Origin of the sequence: Nostoc sp. NOS(2021), assembly GCF_017115025.1 — a bacterium.
GTDB lineage: Bacteria > Cyanobacteriota > Cyanobacteriia > Cyanobacteriales > Nostocaceae > Nostoc.
The window spans coordinates 58409-79385 of record NZ_JABXKM010000218.1 but is presented as its reverse complement, the minus strand read 5'-3'; the positions used below and the strand labels follow the sequence as shown (position 1 = coordinate 79385).

The window sequence follows — 20977 nt, the reverse complement described above, 5'->3', positions numbered from 1 at the left end:
CTCTTTGTCCCCCTTGTCCCTAGTCTCCAGTCCCCAGTCCCCAGCCCCCAGTACCTCTACTTTGAACGTTACGCTACCGCTGTCTGTAAATTTGATCGCGTTGCCCAGCAAGTTAATCAACACTTGCCGTAGCCGTTTTTCATCGACTTCAATGGCAAGTGGTAGGCGATCGCTAATTAAGATGTTAAATGCAATTCCTTTCTGTTCAGCCCGGATACCACAAATCTCAGTCACACCATGTAAGAAGTTGGGCAGATGCACACTGGTGACAACCAAATCCAATTTCCTCGCTTCTATCTTCGAGAGATCGAGAATGTCATTGATCAGCATCAGCAGGTGTGATCCGCATTGGTAGATAATGCTGACTCCTTCCAGATTTTTAGCTGTCATGTTTGGCGATCCTTCTAGTACCTGGGCAAAACCAAGGATGCCATTGAGAGGTGTGCGTAGTTCGTGGCTCATATTGGCGAGAAACTCGCTCTTGGCCTGATTGGCAGCATCGGCAGCAAGCTTTGCCTCAACCAATTCATGAGTTCGTTCTTCGACTTTTGTCTCCAGGGTTTTGGAATAATCTAATAGTTGACTGTTGGCAACTTCCAGTTGGCGATTTGTTTCTTCTAACTTCTGCTGTTTATAGGCATTCGTTGTCGCAATCACACTAGCGATAAACGCGGCTAAGGCGGGTGTTACCGGAATTAAAACACCATGCAAAAACATCCCATAGCCACCCCCGATGCAGGCTCCACTGATGCCTACAGTTGCCCAAAGAATTTTGCCGCCGGGAATCCGTCGCCCGGTACGCGCACTAGCTAACCACCAACTGCCCGTAGAACCGATGACAGACCAAAAAACAATCCAGAGTGATAGAGAAATGCCAGAAACGCCGTGCAGACTGGATTTTCCGGTTTTTGCCCCTCGTACTAGTTGATGAGCAATATTGGCATGAACAACGACACCTGGAGTCGGTTTTTGAGCAGATACCCAGGAAGAGAAGGGTGTGCTGAAGAAATCATTGGTACTGGAGGCGACTGATCCAATAAATACCATGCGATCGCGCATCAAATCTGCCGGAATTCTTCCTGCTAACACATCGCGCATGGCAACTGTCCGAAATGCGGCCTCCGTTCCATACCAGTTGAGCAGAATTTGATAGCCTCCTAAATTGGCATCGGTATAACCTGCTTCTTGATTTTGCAGTGGCAGGTAAATTTCCTTGCCCAACCGGAACTTTTGCTTTTGGGGGTCAATGCTTTCTAAGCTAATTCCTTCAGATTCGAGGTATTTAAGAGCTACAAGGGTTGCTAGTCCGGCTTTAATGGTGTTTTGCTCTTTAGCATCTTCAGCTGTCAGGAGCGCACGACGCACAAAGCGATCGCTATCCAACACTAAATCTGCTAATCCTACCTGATCCTTTTTTTTCAATTCCGGTGGGGGATTGACACGTTCACCGGTAATTTTCTCAACTCCGATCAAATTGGGAGTGTTGCGGAAGACTTGAACAAGTTGCTCATGTCCGCTTCCTTCTGGTAAATCTCGATAGAGATCCAATCCGATCGCTCTAGGCTGCTGCGCTCGGATTTTTTCTAGTAATTGTGCCAGCGCCCAATCTGGAATTGGCCATTTACGCACCGATTGGATATCGCGCTCATCGATTGTGACAATCACAATCTCATCAGCGATCATCATAGGCGATCGCTGACGAACCCATTCGTCGCGAATTTTCCATTCCGGTAAATTGAAAAGTCCCAACGATTGCCCAACCATAACCGTCAAGGCAACGCTGGGAGTAATAATCAAAACGCTGCGAGTGCGTTGGATAAAAGCCTGGAATCTGCGCCACATATTTGTCCTATACAGCTCATTCATCTCGGTCAACGTTGATGGAGCAACGCCCAACTAAAACCTGTCTAGGATTGACCACACTTAGAACTCGGCACTCTTCATCTGGCGTTAGTTAGTAGATGCTAATAAGTTCGCTGTTACAATCTCCTTCAAACTCACTGAGGACAGAAGTTCTTCCCATTGTTTGCGGAGGGTTACATTGCTAGGTTGGGCGGTGTATGTCGCTGCAAGTGTTGCCACACAGTCATACCAAACACCGTTTTTACCCAAAGCAGTAGCCCGCTTCAGAGCATCTTGCTCTTGCATTGCTGTTGCCAACTCAGCGCTGGGCTGGATACGCTTAACCCAACCATCGACGTAAGGCGTACTCGGGCTGAGTTCTCCATTTACTTTGAGTGCTAGGAACCATTGATAGTTTTTGCCAACGGCTAAAGCGGGTGTATTGGCTGGTAATTTAATCGCGATTACCCCAGTTTTCCCCGCAACTGGAATATTCATCTGATGTTGCATGTTGCCGTGTTCATCCTTGAGGCTGAACACGGCTTCTTGAGCATTGGAAGCCGGGAGATACACAAGAATTGTGGGACGTTCAGACACTGTTGTGCCATAGAAGTTTTGCGGCAAGAGGGCGATTAGCGCTGCTGGTTCTTTTGCACTTACAGTTGATGACTTCAAGTAGTAAGTACCGACGCGAGAAGCACCCGCACTTGCTTGTTGGGGAGCGCCTTTGCCGGCGGCAGGTGTAAAGAGGTCGCCGCGAGAAGCTCCTCCCGTTGCCTGTTGAGGCGTACCTTTCCCGGCAGTAGGTGTAAAGAGGTTGCCGCGAGAAGCTCCTCCTGTTGCTTGACTGGGCGCACCTTTGCCGGCGGTAGGAGTAAATATACTACCGCGAGAAGCTCCTCCCGTTGCTTGACTAGGAGAGCCACTGTTAGTGGGCGGGGTAAATGTAACAGCATGGGCACTAGTCCATGTACTGCTAGCGATCAGAGCGATGACGCTCAATGTACTAGCTAAATATTGACGTTTCATGATGTCTGACCCAATCTAATAGAAATGTGATACAAAAGACGTTTCTTTTGACTCTGGCCAGAAGCTCAGAGAATAAGTCCAAGTAACAGTCAAATCAGGGAACTTATAGTAGTAGTATAGGCGAGATTTAGCGGATATATTGTAAAAAAAGAGCCTAATTTGTTCATAATGATAGCCGTGTTATTACTTAGTTAAGTCCAGTTGCCGATCAAAACAAAGCCAGACCAAAAGAACGGATCGTGAAAATCAGTTTGGCGAATTAGGCTAATTTGTGCTTGTCTTAGTGCTTCGGCTTTAGTGATTTTGGGTTGTCGGAGTTGGTCATAGAAGCGAGTCATGAGGATCGCGGCTGCCTGATCTTTTACGGGCCATAGGGTGGCGATAGTTGAGCGAGCGCCGGATTTGACAGCCAAGCCCGCCAGTCCAAGGACGGCGCGATCGTCTCCTGCTGCTGTATCGCAGGCACTTAGTACCAGCAACTCGATGGCTTTCGATGGATCGTTACCCCGATTTTTCAGGAGTTCAGATAACTCCTTAACATTGATTTGTCCATCCCAAGTGAGCAAGAAGGTATCTTCGAGGCGAGAACTAAACTGTCCGTGGGTTGCTAGGTGGACAATACTTGCACTACTGGATTTTACCCGTTCAGCAAGGGCTTGACTGGTAAATTCCTGGTTCAGCAACACAGAGGATGACACCGCCTTAGAGATTTGTTTCATTTCTGATTCCACAGCGGGCAAAGCACTAAAGCCAGCACGAGCTTGGCTAATGCCACCCACGATCGCACTGAGATGGTTTTGATGAAGCGATCGCGTAGCCATCAGTTGCAATCCTGGTGAGAGTGCCACAGCATACTTCTCAATCAGATATTGCTTACCGTCATATAGAGCTGCTATGGGAATGTTCCGCAACCGACCATCCAAAACAAACACCAATGTCTTGGTATCACTGAATGCTTGCTCTGCTTCGGCTGGACGAATCAACCAATCATAAATCTGTTGGGAAAATCGATCCCGATCTTTGGAATCCGAGACAGGGTTAAGAGCAACCAAAAAGTTGTCTAGAGTCTGCTCAATTTCAGCTTGAAATTTGTGAGTAACATAGGAACGGAGTGGTTGCCCTGCTTTCGAGAGGATTACTGTTAAACGATCTGGCAGGATGATGGGATAAACGATGGTTGCAGTGGGATCAACCCGATCAATCTGTTGAGTTTTATCTAAACAGGCTTCTCGAAAAAAGTTATCGAGTTCGGCAATTTGGAGTGCCTCAATCAATTCACGAGCTTGCATCAGTTCTGCTTGACTCGGTTGATTCTCTAGAAGTAAATCAACCAGCTCGCGGTAGACAGGCTGCACACTGGTGCGAAAAGAGAACTGGACATCAGGGTTGATAGCCACCAAATCCCCCCGCAGTGCTTTTAAGGCATTGACGGCTTCTGTATACGCAGTAATTGCTTTGGAGCGATCGCCCTCTTGTTTATACAACTGTCCCACCTGCCAAGCAGATTGAGCAATGATATCGTTAGCTTGGAGTTGACGGGCAATATCGAGAGATTTCTGAGCTAATTCCTTTGCTTGAGATAACTGCTGTGTACGACGATAGAGTTGTCCCCACTGATGCAGTGCATAAGCTTGGGCTTGAGCATCTTGGATCTGCTGTGCAGACTTGACTGTGACTGCTATCAGTTGCGCCAAATCTTTCATCGGTAGGATTTGGTCAGGATTTGACTGGCGATTCAGGGTGGCAACAAAATTGATCGCGGCGTAGAGGGAAGTGTGACTGGGGGGCAGTTCCCGAAGTTGTTGGAGTAGTTGCGGTGCGAGTGGGGTAGCCAACTCAGGTTTATCGTAATCTAGGAAAAGTTTAAACTGAGCTAAACGCGCTTGCAACTGATCACTTGGGTTGGTGGCTAAGAGTTGAGCCTGTTCAAAGTAATCAAATGCCGCATTTGGATCTTGCAAGTCAACGGCAGTTTGGCCCAAGCTGATCAGGATAGAACTTAATTGGGGTTTGGCTGCAATTTTGTTAGCGATCGCTAAACTTTGCTCTAAAACCTGTTGACTGTTGCCATCGCCAATCATTTCCAGGGCTAAACCAAGCGATCGCAGTCCACTAACTTTGATTTCCGAATCTGGCATTGCTCCCAGCTTTTGAGTCAGCACCTCCAACTGTTGTTTAGAACGGCGGTAAAATCCTAAACTTTGTAAAGCTTGTGCCTGGTTGATTTGACTACCCAGGCTACCCATTTTGTCGCCTGCTTGCTCATAAAACTTTTGCGCTTGTTGCCAACTTTCGAGGGCAGTTTCAGCTTTGCCAGTGTGCAATTGCAAATTTGCTTGCGTATTGAGTGCTTGTGCCCAAAGAATTGCATCAGCAGAGGGAATAGAGGTTTGCAATAGTTTTAGACTTTGCTCAATAGATTGTTGGGCTACTTCCCATTGATTAAGTTCTTGTTGTGTCAGTGAAAGGTAACTCAAGCTTAGAGCTTCGTTAAGGTGATCGCCTTGGGTATGGTAATGCTGTGCTGCCGTTTGCCAAATCGTCACTGCTTCTGCAAAGCGTCCTGAATGGTAGAGGTTCCGTCCCTGTTCTAGCCAATTGGTAGGCTGGGAAGTCGATGCTGACACATTCAGGGTAGAAGTTGTTGGTACTTGTAGAGATGCTCTAGCAGGTGTAATGGTCACTGCCAAACACAAACTCAAAATACTCAGACTGATATACAGCCAACGACGTTGTTTGATTTGGAAAAACATGGGTAGTAACTGATGGTTTAAGAGTTTGTTTAGTAAAGTAATTGCGATCGTGATTTACTCGAAATGTAGTAGTTCATGGGGCAACTAATTCCTCACAAGTGCAGCACAAGTTAACGGCGGCTGCACATTTGCGGGAGATTGCAGCGCAATTAGTTCAACTTTGCCATTAGCATTACGATGCCAGGAAGTAGCTTGGACAAACATCTCTGGGGATGCTCCCATTTGGGCTGTCACCTCACCTGTTTTTCGGTAAGCAGACAAATCTCGCACATCGTCCCAAGTGCGATCGCTCATCACCTGCTGTGTTGGGTTCTCAGGAATACCACCCCGACCCGTTGCTACAAAGCGACTGCCTTCCCTGCCCCCGCAGCCTGTAGCAATTTGCTGGGATGGATCGGTAACATTTGCTGGTAGTTCCACTAAGCCGGAATTTGGATCAACACCAATAGTATTAACTTCAACTGTGCCACTCACTCCAAATTGGGAACTGGCGGTGATGTCGCTTTCTCTTGTGAGGCGATCGCGGTATTTGAGTCCGAATATTCCTTGAGTGGTGATGTTGATGTTACCGCCATTACCTTGGAAAGCATTAGCAATAATGTCACTGTTTTCTAAGCCCAGAATAATGGGTGAATTGATCAGAATGTTGCCACCGTTACCCGTGCCACCTGCGGTTGCAGTCACGTTGCTACCATGACGCATAACTAAGGTATTAACTTGCAGATTAACATTGCCACCCTCACCGGATTTAGTAGCCGCTGTGATGCTGCCAGCGCGATCGAGGACAATGCTTTCGGCATTAACGTAAAGATTGCCCGCATTGCCAATCCCCTGATGCTCCACCCCCACCGTGCCACGATCTGTAATCTGCAAGCGTGAGGTGTTGATGGTCAGGTCACCTACCGTGCCTGTAGGAAAAGGCGGTAATCCAAACTGCTGTCGGAAGGCATCTGGGCGGATCTCAGCATTGGTCACGAGCCTGCTGGAGACACCCGATTGAGCACCCACACCACTGACTTCAATGGAGTCAGAAACGTTGACCACTAAATTGCCTGAATTACCACTGGCAACAGTGGAATTACCTACAATTGCACCATCCTGCACGTTGAGTCTGCGGGTGCTGACCGTAATTTGACCTGCATTCCCTGAGCTACCTGCACTCGCCATAATCCCACTGGAACTCAGATTTAATGGGTTCTCTCCGCTCAGTTCGATGGATTTAGAGGCGTTAATGTTGCTATTGCCACCCGCCCCTATGCCAGTGCTGGTAACTACTATGATACCACCCGCCTGCACCCTCAATGTCCCAGTTGAGACTTGAATATCCCCTGCCCGTCCAGAACCAAAGGTGTTTGTAGTCAGCGCACTCGCAGTAGCACCAATTGGCGAAAACCCAATCAGATCAAGTGAATCTGCTGCTGTGACAAAGATGCTCCCCCCAGTTCCTGCACCAAAGTTCCGTGAGGCGAGAGTTCCCCCATCCAAGAATTGCACTCGTGGTGCAGACACGACCAAATCGCCTCCTACACCAGTCCCAGCATTATCGGAACGTAAAAAGTTTTGGGCAAAGCCAAAAGTCCCCACTCCCCGCATCTCCAACAACTCACTGGCATTGATGACAATATCCCCAATTTCCTTATTTCCCTGGTTCACCAATAAAGCCCCAGAACCGCCTGTAAAGCTAATATTCCGACCTTGAAAGTGGATGGAACCGGAAGGGGCACCACTGGCATTAGCTAGAGCTTGGTTGGACAATTGGATATCGCCAAACTGCTGGATATTGGCATAGTCAAACTTGCCAGTAGAGAGATTTAGATTCACCGTTCCGGTACTGGCGCTACCCAGTTCGATCTGTCCAGAAGGTGCCTGTAAGACACCACCATCTAGGGTGATGCTTCCTCCTATTAATGCCAGGGTATTGCCTGTGGTGACGCTTAAGCCCGTGGGAGTCTTACCCAGCTTTATAGGAGTGAATCCGGCAATCAAACGATGTCCCGTGTTTTGGACGGTAATCCCCCCTGGCTTTTGCCCCAATTGTAAACCAATCGGCACACTTATTGTCAACAACGGTGTCGCAGTCGGATTGACGGCACTAAATTCCGTCCCATCGGCAAAGTTAATACTATTCGCCGTCGTTCCCAGAAATGAGCTGCCAATATTCAAGCGGGCATTTGCCCCAAACACAATCCCCGCAGGATTCATCAAAAACAAACTCACCGGATTACTACTATTAAGCGTGCTAATTAACCCATCAATATTGGAAACATTTCCACCTGTAACCCGACTGAATATGGTTGTAATATTTGGTGTGTTCATTAAATTGAAGGTGGCTGAACCACCAGTGGGTACAGAGAAATTATTGAAGCTGTGAAATAAATTATTACCTTTTGCAATTCCATTAAGAATTGTGTAATTATTACTATTTGAGTTGACAATGGTGTTTGTAGTCCCGTCAGATGTTACCTGAGCGATCGCTCTTAACAGCATTGCCTGAGTTAATAACCCACTTGTTAATATAAATAGAAATAGTACGGCTCTCATCACCAAAAACTTCCTTTACCTGATTTAAAGTTAGAGTTCCCTTTTAGCCATGATTGATAACATGATTAACTTTTGGAAACAGCAGCACAGGTTAATCGTTGCTGCACATAAGTAGGAGATTTATCTGCAATTAATTCAACTTTGCCTTGGGCATTACGTCTCCAACCAGTAGCTTGAACAAGAACTTCTGGGGGTGCTGGTATTTGTACTGTCACTTCGCTACTTTTCCGGTAAGCAGACAAATCTCGCAGATCGTCCCAGGTGCGATCGCTCGTCACCTGTTGAAGGGGATTTTGTGGCACACCACCCCGACCCGTTGCCACAAAGCGACTGCCTTCACTACCCGCGCAACCTGTAGCAATTTGCTGCGATGGATCGGTTACATTCTCTGGTAATTCTACTAAACCGGAATTGGGGTCAACGCCAAAATTGTTAATATCAACTGTACCGTTAATACCAAATTTAGAACTAGCATTGATGTCACTATCGGGAGTGAGTTGGTCGCGGAATTCCAAGCCAAATATGCCTTGGGTCGTGATTTCGATGTTGCCTCCATTACCTTGGACTGCGTTGGCGACAATATCGCTGTTTTCTAAGCCGACGATGACGGGAGAGTTAATAGTGATGTTGCCCCCATTGCCGATACCACCTGCATTAGTAACGATTGAACTACCACGACGCATAACCAAATCATTTGCCTGGATAAAAATGTTACCGCCTTCACCCTGAGCAGTAGCGGCAGTGATTTTACCACCATTGTCGAGCCGGATTGAACCGGCATTAATTTCAAGTTTTCCAGCATCGCCAATACTCTGATGATCAACACCTACAATTGCCCCATCTGTAATCTGCAAGCGTGAGGTGTTGAGAGTGAATTTTCCCGTGTTACCTGTGATCACATCTGGTAATCCAAATAGTTGCCTAATGGGTGGTGCAAGCAATTCTGCCCTAGCACCAATTCGACTAGGAAGACCAGAAATACTACCCACTCCACTGACTTCAACGGTATCTGAAGCATTGATGACCAAATCCCCTCCGTTTCCGCTATTGACGGTAGAGGCAACTATACCTCCTCCATCCCGCACCCTCAGTTTGGGAGTGTTAATAGTTAATTGACCGGCATTAGCTTGGCTAAATGTGCCTACAACTATTACGCTATCAGCCAAGTTTTGTGGGTTTTCTCCGCTCACTTCGATGAAGTCAGAAGCTTTAATCGTGGTATTACCTCCTATACCAGTTCCTGAGCTAGAATTGCCGATTACAGCACCATCTAGAACCTGCAATCTGTTGGTAAGTACTCGAATATCACCACTTTTTCCAGAACTGCTGGTATTTGTGTTAAGTGAACTGGCGAATCCGCTAATCGGCGATAGTCCAACAATCTCAAGCAAATCCCCAATTTTCATCGAGATATTACTTCCTGTGCCTTTGCCAAAATTGAATCCATGAAGAGATCCTCCATCCTGGAGGAATACTTGTGAAGCAGAAACCACTATATTACCCCCAGCACCATCGCCGAAGTTATCAGCACGCAACAGACTTTGCGGAAATCCATCGGTGCCAACTCCTCGCAGTACTAAGGACTCATTAGCATTAACGTTGATATCGCCGGAATTGCCACTTCCTTGATTAATTAATAGAGCCGCAGAAGCATCATTTAAGCTAATATTTTGACCCTGGAAGTGAATAGAACCGGCAGGAGTACCACTGGCATCGGTAAGGGATTGATGCGAAAGCTGAATATTACCAAATTGCTTTATATTGCCATAATCAAAACTCCAACTAGGAGAGGAAGTGTTCAGATTAACTGTCCCATTACCGACGCTACCGAGTTCAATATGTCCAGAGGGTGCATTTAACACTCCACCATCTAAGGCGATTTCTCCCGCTATTAATGCCAAGACATTGCCAGAAGTAACACTTAATCCTACAGGATTGTTGCTTCGATCTGGAGAAGAGGCAAAAGGGTTGATCGGGAACGTCAAACGATGTCCGGTGTTCTGGACGGTAATTGCACCGGGATTACTGCCCATCTGCAAACCCACAGGTACACTCATAGTCAGCAAGGGAATACCCGAAGCATTCACAGCACTAAATTCGACTCCATCGGCAAACTTAATACTATTCGCCGTCGTCCCCACAAACGAGCCACCAATATTCAAGCGGGCATTTGCCCCAAACACAATCCCCGCAGGATTCATCAAAAACAAACTCACCGGGTTACTACTATTAAGCGTGCGAATTAACCCATCAATATTGGAAACATTTCCACCTGTAACCCGACTGAATATAGTTGTAATATTTGGTGTATTAACTAAATCAAAGCTAGCAGAACCACCCGTCGGCACCGAAAAATTACTGAAGCTATGAAATAAATTATTACCTTTTCCAATACCATTAAGAATAGTAAAATTATTACCACTTTGGTTAACAATGGTGTTGGTAGTACCATCAGATGTCACCTGAGCGATCGCGCAGCGACTCCAAAGGAGTATCGCTGGTAGTACCAGAGCGGAACTCAAGAACCCGATTGTGAGTGTAGATAGAAATGGTACGGCTCTCATCACCAAAGACTTCCTTTACGGACTTAAAGTTAGAGTTCCCTTTTAGGGCATGATTGATAACATCATTAACTTTTGGTAACAGCAGCACAGGTTAACGACTGTTGCACATAAGTAGGAGATTTATCTGCAATTAATTCAACTTTGCCTTGGGCGTTGCGATGCCAAGAAGTAGCTTGGACAAGAACCTCTGGGGTTGCTGGTATTTGTGCGGTGACTTCCCCGGTTTTCTGGTATGCAGAGATATCGCGCACATCGTCCCAGGTGCGTAGGCGTAGCCCGTCGTAGACATCGCTCGTCACCTGTTGAAGGGGATTTTGCGGTACACCACCCCGACCGGTTGCCACAAAGCGACTGCCTTCACTGCCCGCGCAACCTGTAGCAATTTTTTGCGATGGATCGGTGACATTTGCTGGTAGTTGGACTAAGCCCAAATTTGGATCAACACCAATGTTATTGATTTGAACCGTGCCACTCACCCCAAATTGCGAACTGGCGGTGATGTCATTTTCGGAAGTGAGTTTGGGACGGAACTTTAGTCCGATAATCCCCTGAGTTGCAATTTGAATATTGCCACCCCTTCCTTGAACTGCATTGGCAATAATGTCACTGTTTTCTAAACCCACAATGATCGGAGCATTGATCGTAATATTGCCGCCATTACCGCTGCCACCAGCTTCTACATTAATGAAACTGCCATGACGCATCAGTAGTAGATCCCGCAGTTGCAAATTAGTGTTACCACCTTCGCCTGCTTTTGTGGATGCTGAAATGCTTGCTCCATTGTCGAGTCGTAAGGTATTCGCATTAATGTTCAGGGTGCCAGCTTTACCAAGTCCAAGGTTCGCCTGGAATCAAAATAATTAATAGCGATCGGCAGATTATCGGGATTTACCTGGAGTGTAGATAGAAAAAGGCTCTACAAAGCAGCATTAAAAATCTGATTAGCAGTCAGTTTCAAATCTGGAAAAGTAGGAGATATAATACCTTCCCAATTCCTAAATTGAGCGACTTGATATTCTTCATCAACTAGATGATAAATAGAAATGGTTGGTTGTTTAGGATTACCAATAAATTTTCTTGCCCCCAAAGCGGCATAATCAACGATCCAATATTCGGGAATCTTCATTGCTTCATAATTCCCTAATTTGGTGTAATAATCGTCTTCCCAGTTTGTACTTACAACCTCAATAATCAAAGGAATAGATTCACTTTGAGTCACAGTAGATTCTTTTTCCCAAAATTCCTCATTCTGCAAATTAGCATCGTTGATTAAAACCACATCCGGCGAGTAACCCGATGATTTTCTCGGTGGTTTGACTAACGCTGTTTTGGGGATAAAATATGGCAGTTTCAACCGCTTATACTCAACAGTAATTTCCCCTGCTAAAAATCCCGTAACTTTTTCATGTTTTCCACTCGGCTGAGGCATTTCAACAATTATCCCGTCGTGTAATTCGTAATGCTTAAGAGTGTTTTCCGGCAGCCATTCGATAAATTCTTCATAGGTAAATAATTTGGGTAAAGCTTGAGCCATATCAAAACCTCCGCTTGTTTTGACTTTACCATTTCCAAGGTCGGCACAGATTAGTTTGACACCGCAGCACAGGTTAAAGATGGTTGTACATGGGCTGGTTGAGCTGCAATTAACTCAACTTTGCCCTTGGCGTTGCGATGCCAAGTTGTGGCTTCGACGAGAACCTCCGGTGATGCTGGGATCTGGGCATTTAGATCACCCGTTTTGCGATAAGCAGACAAATCTCGCAGATCATCCCAAGTGCGATCGCTCATCACCTGCTTTATTGGGTTCTCAGGAATACCACCCCGTCCCGTTGCCACAAAACGACTGCCTTCCCTGCCCGCGCAACCCGTAGCAATTTGCTGGGATGGATCGGTGACATTTACTGGTAGTTCGACTAAGCCGGAATTTGGATCAACGCCGATAGTATTAACTTCAACTGTGCCACTGACTCCAAATTGCGAACTGGCAGTGATGTCACTATCAGGTGTGAGGCGATCGCGGTACTTCAGCCCAAAGATGCCTTGAGTGCTAATGTTAATGTTACCGCCCTGACCTTGGACTGCATTGGCGATGATATCGCTATTTTCTAACCCAACAATCACCGGTGCGTTAATTGACAAGTTACCACCATTGCCGTTGCCCGCAGCAGTGGCGGAAATCAGGCTATTGTGACGCATCAGCAGATCCTCTTGTAAGTTTAATCTGACATTACCTCCGTTTCCAGAGGCGGTAGATGCGGTGATAGCGCCTTGGTTGTCAAGGAAAATAGAGTTGGCGTTAACTTGCAAATCTCCGGCGTTGCCTGGACCATCATTTTTGACGCTGATATATGCCCCATCTGTGATGCGTAACGACGGTGTGTTAATGGTTAGGAAACCAGCGTTCCCGCTGGGAATGGCAGGCAGTCTAAAGGCAGCTTGAGTGGCTGGATCGATAATTTCGGCGGTTGAAATGATGCGGCTAGGTACGATCGATCCGGCACTTCTACCCTGGATATCTACGGACTTTGAAGCATTAATCGTCACGCTAGCTGCTGAACCCGTGCCAACGGTGTCAGACCCTAGGAATCCACCGTCTCGAATCACTAATCTGGACGTATTGACAAACACGTTATTGGCATTTCCAGATCTGACAGTCGCTGAAAGCAACTGACTTGGTGACAATGTAATGGGGTTTAGTCCAGCGATTTCGATTAAGTCTTCTGCATTAATTCGTAAGGTTCCAGCCTGTCCAGAGCCTCCGGTTATAGAGAACAAACCGCCACCATTCAGAATTCTCAGGTTGCCGGTTGAGACCGTAAGGTTGCCTGCGTTGGCGGAGTTAGATGTGAATGTTGCAATCGAGGACGCATTGGCTGGGTTGGCGGGGGCAAAGCCATCGATATCGATCAACCCTGCAACATTGACTGTTATATTGCCACCAAGTGTTTGAGTAAACGTCCGAGTACGGATTCCTCCTCCATTTTGGAGGGATAGCTGCGCGGCAGAGATGGTAATATCACCCGTCTGACTCGTTCCTAAGTTCTCGATTTGGATGAGGCTCCCCAGCCTAGCATCGGGTGTATTCCCCGTAAGGTTAAGGGACTGGGTGGCATTGACTGTAATCCCCCCGGACGGTTGTGTGCCAAGGTTTTGGAGCAAGGCTGCGGAACCCTCGGAGAAGCTGATATTCCGTCCTTGTAATTGAATCGAGCCGCTGCTGCCGCTGGCATCTAGCAGAGATTGCTGCGCGAGATGGATATCTTTGAATTGCCGCACCTCTGAGTAATCCCCGACCCACCCCGTAAGAGTGGCATTGAGTCTGACTTGCCCCTCGCTGACACTGCCTATTTCCAAATGCCCGCCACCAGCAACGGCTGCAATGCCACCGGACAAGTTAACCTCACCGCCAATCAGCGCCAGTGTATTACCTGCCCCAACTTGTAACCCGATGGGATTATTGCTGCGATCTGTGGGGGTAAAAAGTCCGGCGATCAGTCGATGTCCACTCCCTTGTAATGTAATCCCCCCTGAGTTTTGCCCCAACTGTAAGCCGATGGGCACACTCATCGTCAACAACGGTGTAGCACCGGGATTAGTCGCACTAAATTCGACCCCATCGCTAAACTTAATACTATTCGCTGTCGTTCCCACAAAGGAGCCGCCAATATTCAAGCGGGCATTTCCCCCAAACACAATCCCCGCAGGATTCATCAAAAACAAACTTACCGGGTTACTGCTATTAAGCGTGCTAATTAACCCATCAATATTAGAAACATTTCCACCTGTAACCCGACTGAATATAGTTGTAATATTTGGTGTGTTTATTAAATCGAATCTCGCCCAACCACCCGTAGGTACAGAGAAATTATTGAAGCTATGAAATAAATTATTACCTTTTTCAATACCATTAATAATTGTGAAATTATTACCATTTAGGGTAACAGTGGTGTTGGTAGTACCATCAGATGTCACCTGAGCGATCGCGCAGCGACTCCAAAGGAGTATCGCAGGTAGTACCAGAGCGGAACTCAAGAACCCGATTGTGAGTGTAGATAGAAAAGCGTAGACGCTTGGCGGTGAGGGGGTCGCAGTCTTCTCTGCGAGACGATGCGCGTTCGCGTAGCGTTCTGAAGGAAAGGCGCTTGGCGTCGATTGTGACCCCCCGAACCCGTTGGCGCAGCCTCTCCAAGAGTTGGGCTTGTCGTTAGACATCGCTCTCATACCAAAAACTTCCTTTACTGATTTCAAGTTAGAGTTCCCTTTTAGGGCATGATTAATAACATGATTAAATTTTGCGAAGAGCAGCACACGTTAATGCTTGTTGCACCTGAGTAGAAGGTTTATCTGCAACTAACTCAATTTTGCCTTGAGCATTGCGATGCCAGGAAGTAGCTTGGACAAGAACCTCTGGGGATTGAGGCATTTGGGCTGTGACTTCCCCGGTTTTGCGGAATGCAGAGATGTCGCGGATGTCAGACCAGGTGCGATCGCTCATCACCTGCTTTGTTGGGTTCTCAGGAATACCACCCCGTCCCGTTGCCACAAAGCGGCTGCCTTCCCTGTCCGCGCAACCCGTAGCAATTTGCTGGGATGGATCGGTGACATTTACTGGTAGTTCGACTAAGCCGGAATTTGGATCAACGCCGATAGTATTAACTTCAACTGTGCCACTGACTCCAAATTGCGAACTGGCAGTGATGTCACTATCAGGTGTGAGGCGATCGCGGTACTTCAGCCCAAAGATGCCTTGAGTGCTAATGTTGATGTTACCGCCATTACCATTAAAAGCATTAGCAATAATGTCACTGTTTTCTAATCCAACGATGATCGGTGCATTAATGTTTATATTACCTCCATTACCATTACCACCTGCTGTTGAGGTGATTTGGCTATTGTCGCGTATCAGCAACAGATTACCAATTTGTAAGCTGATGTTGCCGCCATTGCCGGATGCTGTCTTTGCCTCGATTACAGCTTGATTCTTTAATTGGATGGTATCTGCGGTGATGTTGATACTACCACCATTGCCACTACCTTCATTGGTGACGCTGACAGTCGCACCATCCTTTAGCGTCAGGTTCGGTGTTGTGATGCTCACCGTACCTGCATCGGCTGTGAGTATATAATTATTTGGCAGTCCCAATAGTTTTTGAAATACTGGGCTTAAGCGAATGGTAGACGAGCCGATAGCGCCATTATTTAACTTATTGCCACCACTAAGTTGGATCGATTCTGTAGCATTTACCCTAATATCTCCCGCATGACCGACAGAAAACGAGCTTGTGCCAATTGCTCCCCCATCTAGCAGTTGTAACCTCGCAGTATCCAGTGTCAAGGTTTTGGCATTTCCTGTGCTGAAGGTAGTTGAGCTAATTCTAGTGTCGGTAGGTGAGGAGTTGCTTCCCCTGACGGTGGTATCAATGTTGTGAATGACAACTTGACCACTGGAACCGATACCACGCGACACTGAAGACAGTCCTGCACCATCCGATAGTAGTAAACTATCGCCATTGACAAAAATATTACCTGCGCTCCCAGAACCGAAGGTACTAGTGTTAATCAAGCTGCCACTTGAACTGATGAGCGAGAAGCCAGATATCTCTAGCGCTGAAGCATCAACCTGAATATTGCCACTGGCAGATGCTCCATAGGTTATGGTATTTAATACTGCTCCCTGCTGGAGGCTCAATCGGGGAGTAATGATGCTGATGTTCGCGCCCGTTCCAACGCCTAAAGTTTCACTGCGAATCCCAGTTATACCAGTCATATCGATTGCTTGCGATGCCTGAAAATGCAAGTCTCCACCAGGGAGATTACCGAGATTTTGTGCCAGCACCAGCGAGCCATCCGTAAATTGAATCTCTTTACCCTGCACCTGAACAGAACCTGCATTTACCCCAGTGACATCTAGTAGGGATTTTTGGGCAAGTTGAATGTCACCATAGCTTTGTGCATTTCCATACCCAAGTGTATACCCCTGAGTATTTTGCACCAGGCTAACTAGCCCTGCACCACCCAAACTACCCAATTCAATTCGCCCTTGTTCAGCAGTCAGGGTTGCCCCATTCAGATGTAGATCGCCACCCACCAATGCCAGGGTTTTTCCAGGCTGTACCCGTAGTTCTGTCGAACTAGGAGTGCGAGTGATGGAAGGTAGATTATTGGTAAAGCTTAAGGCATATCCTCTGCCTTGAACGGTTATTGATGCAGGATTGCTACCTAGTTGCAATCCAAGGGGAACATTGATACTCAACAGTGGGGTAGTTTGTGAATTAATCGCGCTAAACTCAATACCATCGGCAAATTTAATACTATTAGCAGTTGTAGCAATAAACGATCCGCCAATATTCAATTGAGCATTTGCGCCGAAAATAATCCCACTAGGGTTGATCAACAACAGACTAACGGGGTTGTTGCTGTTAATCGTCTGAATCAAGCCATCAATATTGGAAACACTGCCCCCTGTGACTCGACTGAAAATCGTGGAGATGTTCGGGGTGTTAATTAAATCGAATCTGGCTGAACCACCCGTAGGCACAGAGAAATTACTGAAGCTGTGAAATAAATTATTACCTTTTTCAATACCGTTAAGAATTGTGAAATTATTACCAGTTTGGTTGACAATAGTGTTGGTAGTACCATCAGATGTCACCTGAGCTATGGCTGGTACTACCAGAGCGAAACTCAAGAACCCGATTGTGAGTGTAGATAGAAAAGCGTAGGCGTAGCCCGTCGTAGACATTGCTCTCATCACCAAAGACTTCCTTTAACTGATTTCAAGTTAGAGTTCCCGAAATTGGATGATTAATAACATGATTAAATTTTGGGAAGAGCAGCACAGGTTAACGACTGTTGCACCTGAGTAGAAGGTTTATCTGCAACTAACTCAATTTTGCCTTGGGCGTTACGATGCCAGGAAGTAGCTTGGACAAGAACCTCTGGAGATTCAGGCATTTGGGCTGTGACTTCCCCGGTTTTGCGGAATGCAGAGATGTCGCGGATATCAGACCAAGTGCGATCGCTCGTCACTTGCTGATTGGGATTTTGCGGCACACCACCCCGTCCCGTGGCGACAAAACTACTACCATTCGTATTAGAACAACCTGTAGCAATTTGTTGTGATGAGTCTGTTAAGTTTACAGGTAATTCGACTAAACCAGAACTGGGGTCAACTCCAAAATTCTTGATATCTACCGTACCGTTAACCCCAAATTTGGAACTGGCGGTGATGTCGTTTTCTAGGGTGAGTTCGTTACGGTATTTTAGCCCGAATATGCCTTGGGTGTTGATTTGAATGTTGCCCCCATTACCTTGGACTGCGTTGGCGATGATATCGCTATTTTTCCAGCCGACGATGATGGGAGAGTTAATGGTGATGTTGCCCCCATTGCCAATACCACCTGCATTAGTAACAATTGAACTACCACGACCCATGATTAAGTCATTTGCCTGGATAAAAATGTTACCGCCTTCACCCTGAACAGTAGCGGCAGTAATTTTACCACCATTGTCAAGACGGATTGAACCTGCATTAATTTCCAGTTTTCCAGCATCGCCAATACCCTGATGGTCAACGCCAACAATTGCCCCATCTGTAATCTGCAAGCGCGGGGTGTTGAGAGTGAATTTTCCCGTGTTACCTGTGATCACATCTGGTAATCCAAGTAGTTGCCGAATAGGTGGTGCAAGTAATTCGGCCCTAGCACCAATTCGACTAGGAAGACCAGAAATACTACTCACTCCACTGACTTCAACGGTGTCAGAAGCATTGATTAGCAAATCCCCTCCATTGCCGCTATTTACGGTAGAGGCAACGATACCTCCTCCATCCTGTACTCTCAGTTTGGCAGTATTAATAGTTAATTGGCCTGCATTTGCTTGGCCGAATGTGCTAACCACTATGAGGCTATCATGCAAATTTTGCCCCATCACTTCGATGAAATCAGCAGCATTAATCGTGATATTACCTCCCATACCATTTACCAAGCTAACATTGTCGATCTCAGCACCATCTAAAATCTGCAATTTTTTGGTAACTACTCGAATATCACCACTTTTCCCCGAATTGCTGCTGTTAGTAATCAGTGAACTGGTCAATCCACTAATAGGTGATAATCCCACAATTTGAAGCAAATCTCCAATTTCCATAGAAATATTACTTCCTGAACCTTTACCAAAATTGAATCCATCAATAGAACCACCATCGTAGAGGAATCCTTGGGAGGCAGAAACCAAAATATTACCCCCAGCACCATCGCCAAAATTATCAGCACGCAATCGACTTTGGGGAAATCCATCAGTGCCAACTCCCCCCAGTTGCAATGACTCACTAGCATTAACGCTAATGTCGCCGGAATTATTGCTTCCTTGATTAACTAATAAAGCAGCAGACGCATCTTGCAAGCTAATATTTCGACCCTGGAAGTGAATAGAACCCGCAGGGGTGCCACTGGCATCGGCAAGGGATTGATGGGACAGATGAATATTCCCAAATTGCTTTATATTGCCATAATCAAAATTCCAATGAGGAGAAGAGGTGTTGAGATTAACTGTGCCATTACTGGCGCTACCGAGTTCAATATGTCCAGAAGGTGCATTTAACACTCCACCATCTAAGGCTACTTCTCCCCCTATCAATGCCAAGTTATTACCAGAGGTAACGCTTAATCCTACAGGATTGTTACTTCGATCCAGAGGAGAAACTATAGCATTACCAATACTAATTAAACGGTGTCCGGTGTTTTGGACGGTAATATCTCCCGGATTTTGCCCCATTTGCAACCCAATTGGCACACTCATCGTCAACAACGGCGTAGCACCGGGATTAGTCGCACTAAACTCTATTCCATCAGCAAACTTAATGCTATTCGCCGTTGTTCCCACAAACGAGCCGCCAATATTCAACGAGGCATTTTTTCCAAACACAATCCCCGCAGGATTCATCAAAAACAAACTTACCGGATTATTACCATTGAGAGTTTGAATTAAGCCATCAATATTGGAAACATTTCCACCAGTCACTCGACTAAATATGGTTGTAATATTTGGCGTGTTGATTAAATTAAAGTTGGCAGAACCACCTGTAGGCACAGAGAAATTACTGAAACTATGAAATAAATTATTACCTTTTTCAATTCCGTTAATAATTGTGAAATTATTACCACTTGGGTTGACTATAGTGTTGGTAGTACTATCGGATGTCACCTGTGCGATCGCGCAGCGACTCCAAAGGAGTATCGCAGGTAACACCATCGCGTAAGTCCAAAAGCCTGTTGTGAGTGCAGATAAAAAAGCGTAGGCGTAGCCCGTCGTAGACATCGCTCTCATGGCATAAATACTCCCCTTTAACTGATAGTCTTAGAATTCCCGAAATAGTCGTTTTGGTAACACCCATTGCCTGGAATCAAAATAATTAGCAGCGAGCAGCAGATTATCGGGAGTTTAGATAGAAAAGACTCTACAAAGCACCATTAGAAATCTGATTAGCAGTCAGTTTCAAATCTGGAAAAGTAGGGGATTTAACAATTCAAAATTCAAAATGACGCTCTCTACGAGACGCTAAAAGCGAACGCGAGTGCGTCTGGTAGAGAAGATATGCCTTTATGCGTTGCCTCAAGGGACGCGAGTGCGTCTCCCCTTCTCACATTGGGAGAGGCTAGCGCCAAGGGAGAAGAGAAGGCTTTACGCTACGCTAACAAAATTCAAAATTAAAGGCATTTTCAGATGGGGATTTAAACCCCGACTGTAGCAAGATCCCGCCGGGTAAATCATCGGAGGTGGAGTGACTCCGACTCCGCGCTACCTATATTTTTGGGGTCTTAAACCCTTTGATTTACGATAATACGTTCCGAATTCCTAAATTGAGCGACTTGATATTCTTCATCAACTAGATGATAAATAGAAATGGTTGGTTGTTTGAGATTACCAATAAATTTTCTTGCTCCCAAGGCTGCATAATCAACGATCCAATATTCGGGAATCTTCATTGCTTCTCTACCAGATGCTACGCGAACATAATTCCCTAATTTGACCCTGAGTTGTAATGTTAATATTGCCACTTTTACCATTTACAGCATTGGCAATAATATCGCTATCTTCTAATCCCAAAATAATAGGTGAATCAATCGTAATGTTGCCGCTATTACTAATTGTGCTTGTCAATAATCGATTAACTAAACCCAACCGAACAGAGAACTATTTCATTTTAGAGTATTTTTTTATACTGAAAATACCCTAAATGTTACTACT

At 46.1% G+C, this 20977-nt stretch carries 10 protein-coding genes and 2 pseudogenes; all 12 read right to left on the bottom strand.

Annotation, left to right across the window (positions count from 1 at the left end; genetic code table 11):
• Positions 1–1842, bottom strand: a 1842-nt coding sequence (locus HWQ41_RS23570; RefSeq protein ID WP_292768307.1) for a CHASE2 domain-containing protein, incomplete at its 3' end; no start/stop codon positions are given.
• Between the two features lie 108 nt (positions 1843–1950).
• Entirely contained in the window at positions 1951–2871 is a 921-nt protein-coding gene (locus HWQ41_RS23565; RefSeq protein ID WP_292768304.1) for a DUF928 domain-containing protein, read from the bottom strand.
• Positions 2872–3062: 191 nt separating this feature from the next.
• Entirely contained in the window at positions 3063–5624 is a 2562-nt protein-coding gene (locus tag HWQ41_RS23560) for a CHAT domain-containing protein (RefSeq protein ID WP_292768301.1), read from the bottom strand.
• An 84-nt stretch (positions 5625–5708) separates the two neighbouring features.
• The gene (locus HWQ41_RS23555; protein ID WP_292768298.1) at positions 5709–8165 is read right to left on the bottom strand and encodes a filamentous hemagglutinin N-terminal domain-containing protein; all 2457 of its coding nucleotides are present in this window, start codon (positions 8163–8165) and stop codon (positions 5709–5711) included.
• 65 nt (positions 8166–8230) lie between these two features.
• Positions 8231–10729: an S-layer family protein gene (locus HWQ41_RS23550; protein ID WP_292768296.1), complete on the bottom strand. Its 2499-nt coding sequence runs from the start codon at positions 10727–10729 to the stop codon at positions 8231–8233.
• 65 nt (positions 10730–10794) lie between these two features.
• Positions 10795–11565 (bottom strand): annotated as a pseudogene (locus HWQ41_RS23545) (S-layer family protein); the annotation flags it as partial.
• An 80-nt stretch (positions 11566–11645) separates the two neighbouring features.
• On the bottom strand, positions 11646–12263 hold the full coding sequence (locus tag HWQ41_RS23540; protein ID WP_292768293.1) for a Uma2 family endonuclease: 618 nt from the start codon (positions 12261–12263) through the stop codon (positions 11646–11648).
• A 50-nt stretch (positions 12264–12313) separates the two neighbouring features.
• Positions 12314–14941: an S-layer family protein gene (locus HWQ41_RS23535; RefSeq protein WP_292768291.1), complete on the bottom strand. Its 2628-nt coding sequence runs from the start codon at positions 14939–14941 to the stop codon at positions 12314–12316.
• Positions 14942–15014: 73 nt separating this feature from the next.
• The gene (locus HWQ41_RS23530) at positions 15015–17480 is read right to left on the bottom strand and encodes an S-layer family protein (RefSeq protein WP_292768316.1); all 2466 of its coding nucleotides are present in this window, start codon (positions 17478–17480) and stop codon (positions 15015–15017) included.
• 65 nt (positions 17481–17545) lie between these two features.
• The gene (locus tag HWQ41_RS23525; protein ID WP_292768288.1) at positions 17546–20047 is read right to left on the bottom strand and encodes an S-layer family protein; all 2502 of its coding nucleotides are present in this window, start codon (positions 20045–20047) and stop codon (positions 17546–17548) included.
• Between the two features lie 500 nt (positions 20048–20547).
• A pseudogene (locus HWQ41_RS23520) lies at positions 20548–20721 on the bottom strand (Uma2 family endonuclease); the annotation flags it as partial.
• Position 20722: 1 nt separating this feature from the next.
• Complete coding sequence (locus HWQ41_RS23515; protein WP_292768319.1) at positions 20723–20890, bottom strand: hypothetical protein; 168 nt, start codon at positions 20888–20890, stop codon at positions 20723–20725.
• Positions 20891–20977: the final 87 nt, after the last annotated feature.

Coding starts and splice junctions, on each gene's coding strand:
- HWQ41_RS23550 (WP_292768296.1), bottom strand. CDS start 10,729: ATGAGAGCCGTACCATTTCTATCTACACTCACAATCGGGTTCTTGAGT.
- HWQ41_RS23535 (WP_292768291.1), bottom strand. CDS start 14,941: ATGTCTAACGACAAGCCCAACTCTTGGAGAGGCTGCGCCAACGGGTTC.
- HWQ41_RS23565 (WP_292768304.1), bottom strand. CDS start 2,871: ATGAAACGTCAATATTTAGCTAGTACATTGAGCGTCATCGCTCTGATC.
- HWQ41_RS23530 (WP_292768316.1), bottom strand. CDS start 17,480: ATGAGAGCAATGTCTACGACGGGCTACGCCTACGCTTTTCTATCTACA.
- HWQ41_RS23540 (WP_292768293.1), bottom strand. CDS start 12,263: ATGGCTCAAGCTTTACCCAAATTATTTACCTATGAAGAATTTATCGAA.
- HWQ41_RS23560 (WP_292768301.1), bottom strand. CDS start 5,624: ATGTTTTTCCAAATCAAACAACGTCGTTGGCTGTATATCAGTCTGAGT.
- HWQ41_RS23555 (WP_292768298.1), bottom strand. CDS start 8,165: ATGAGAGCCGTACTATTTCTATTTATATTAACAAGTGGGTTATTAACT.
- HWQ41_RS23525 (WP_292768288.1), bottom strand. CDS start 20,047: ATGTCTACGACGGGCTACGCCTACGCTTTTTTATCTGCACTCACAACA.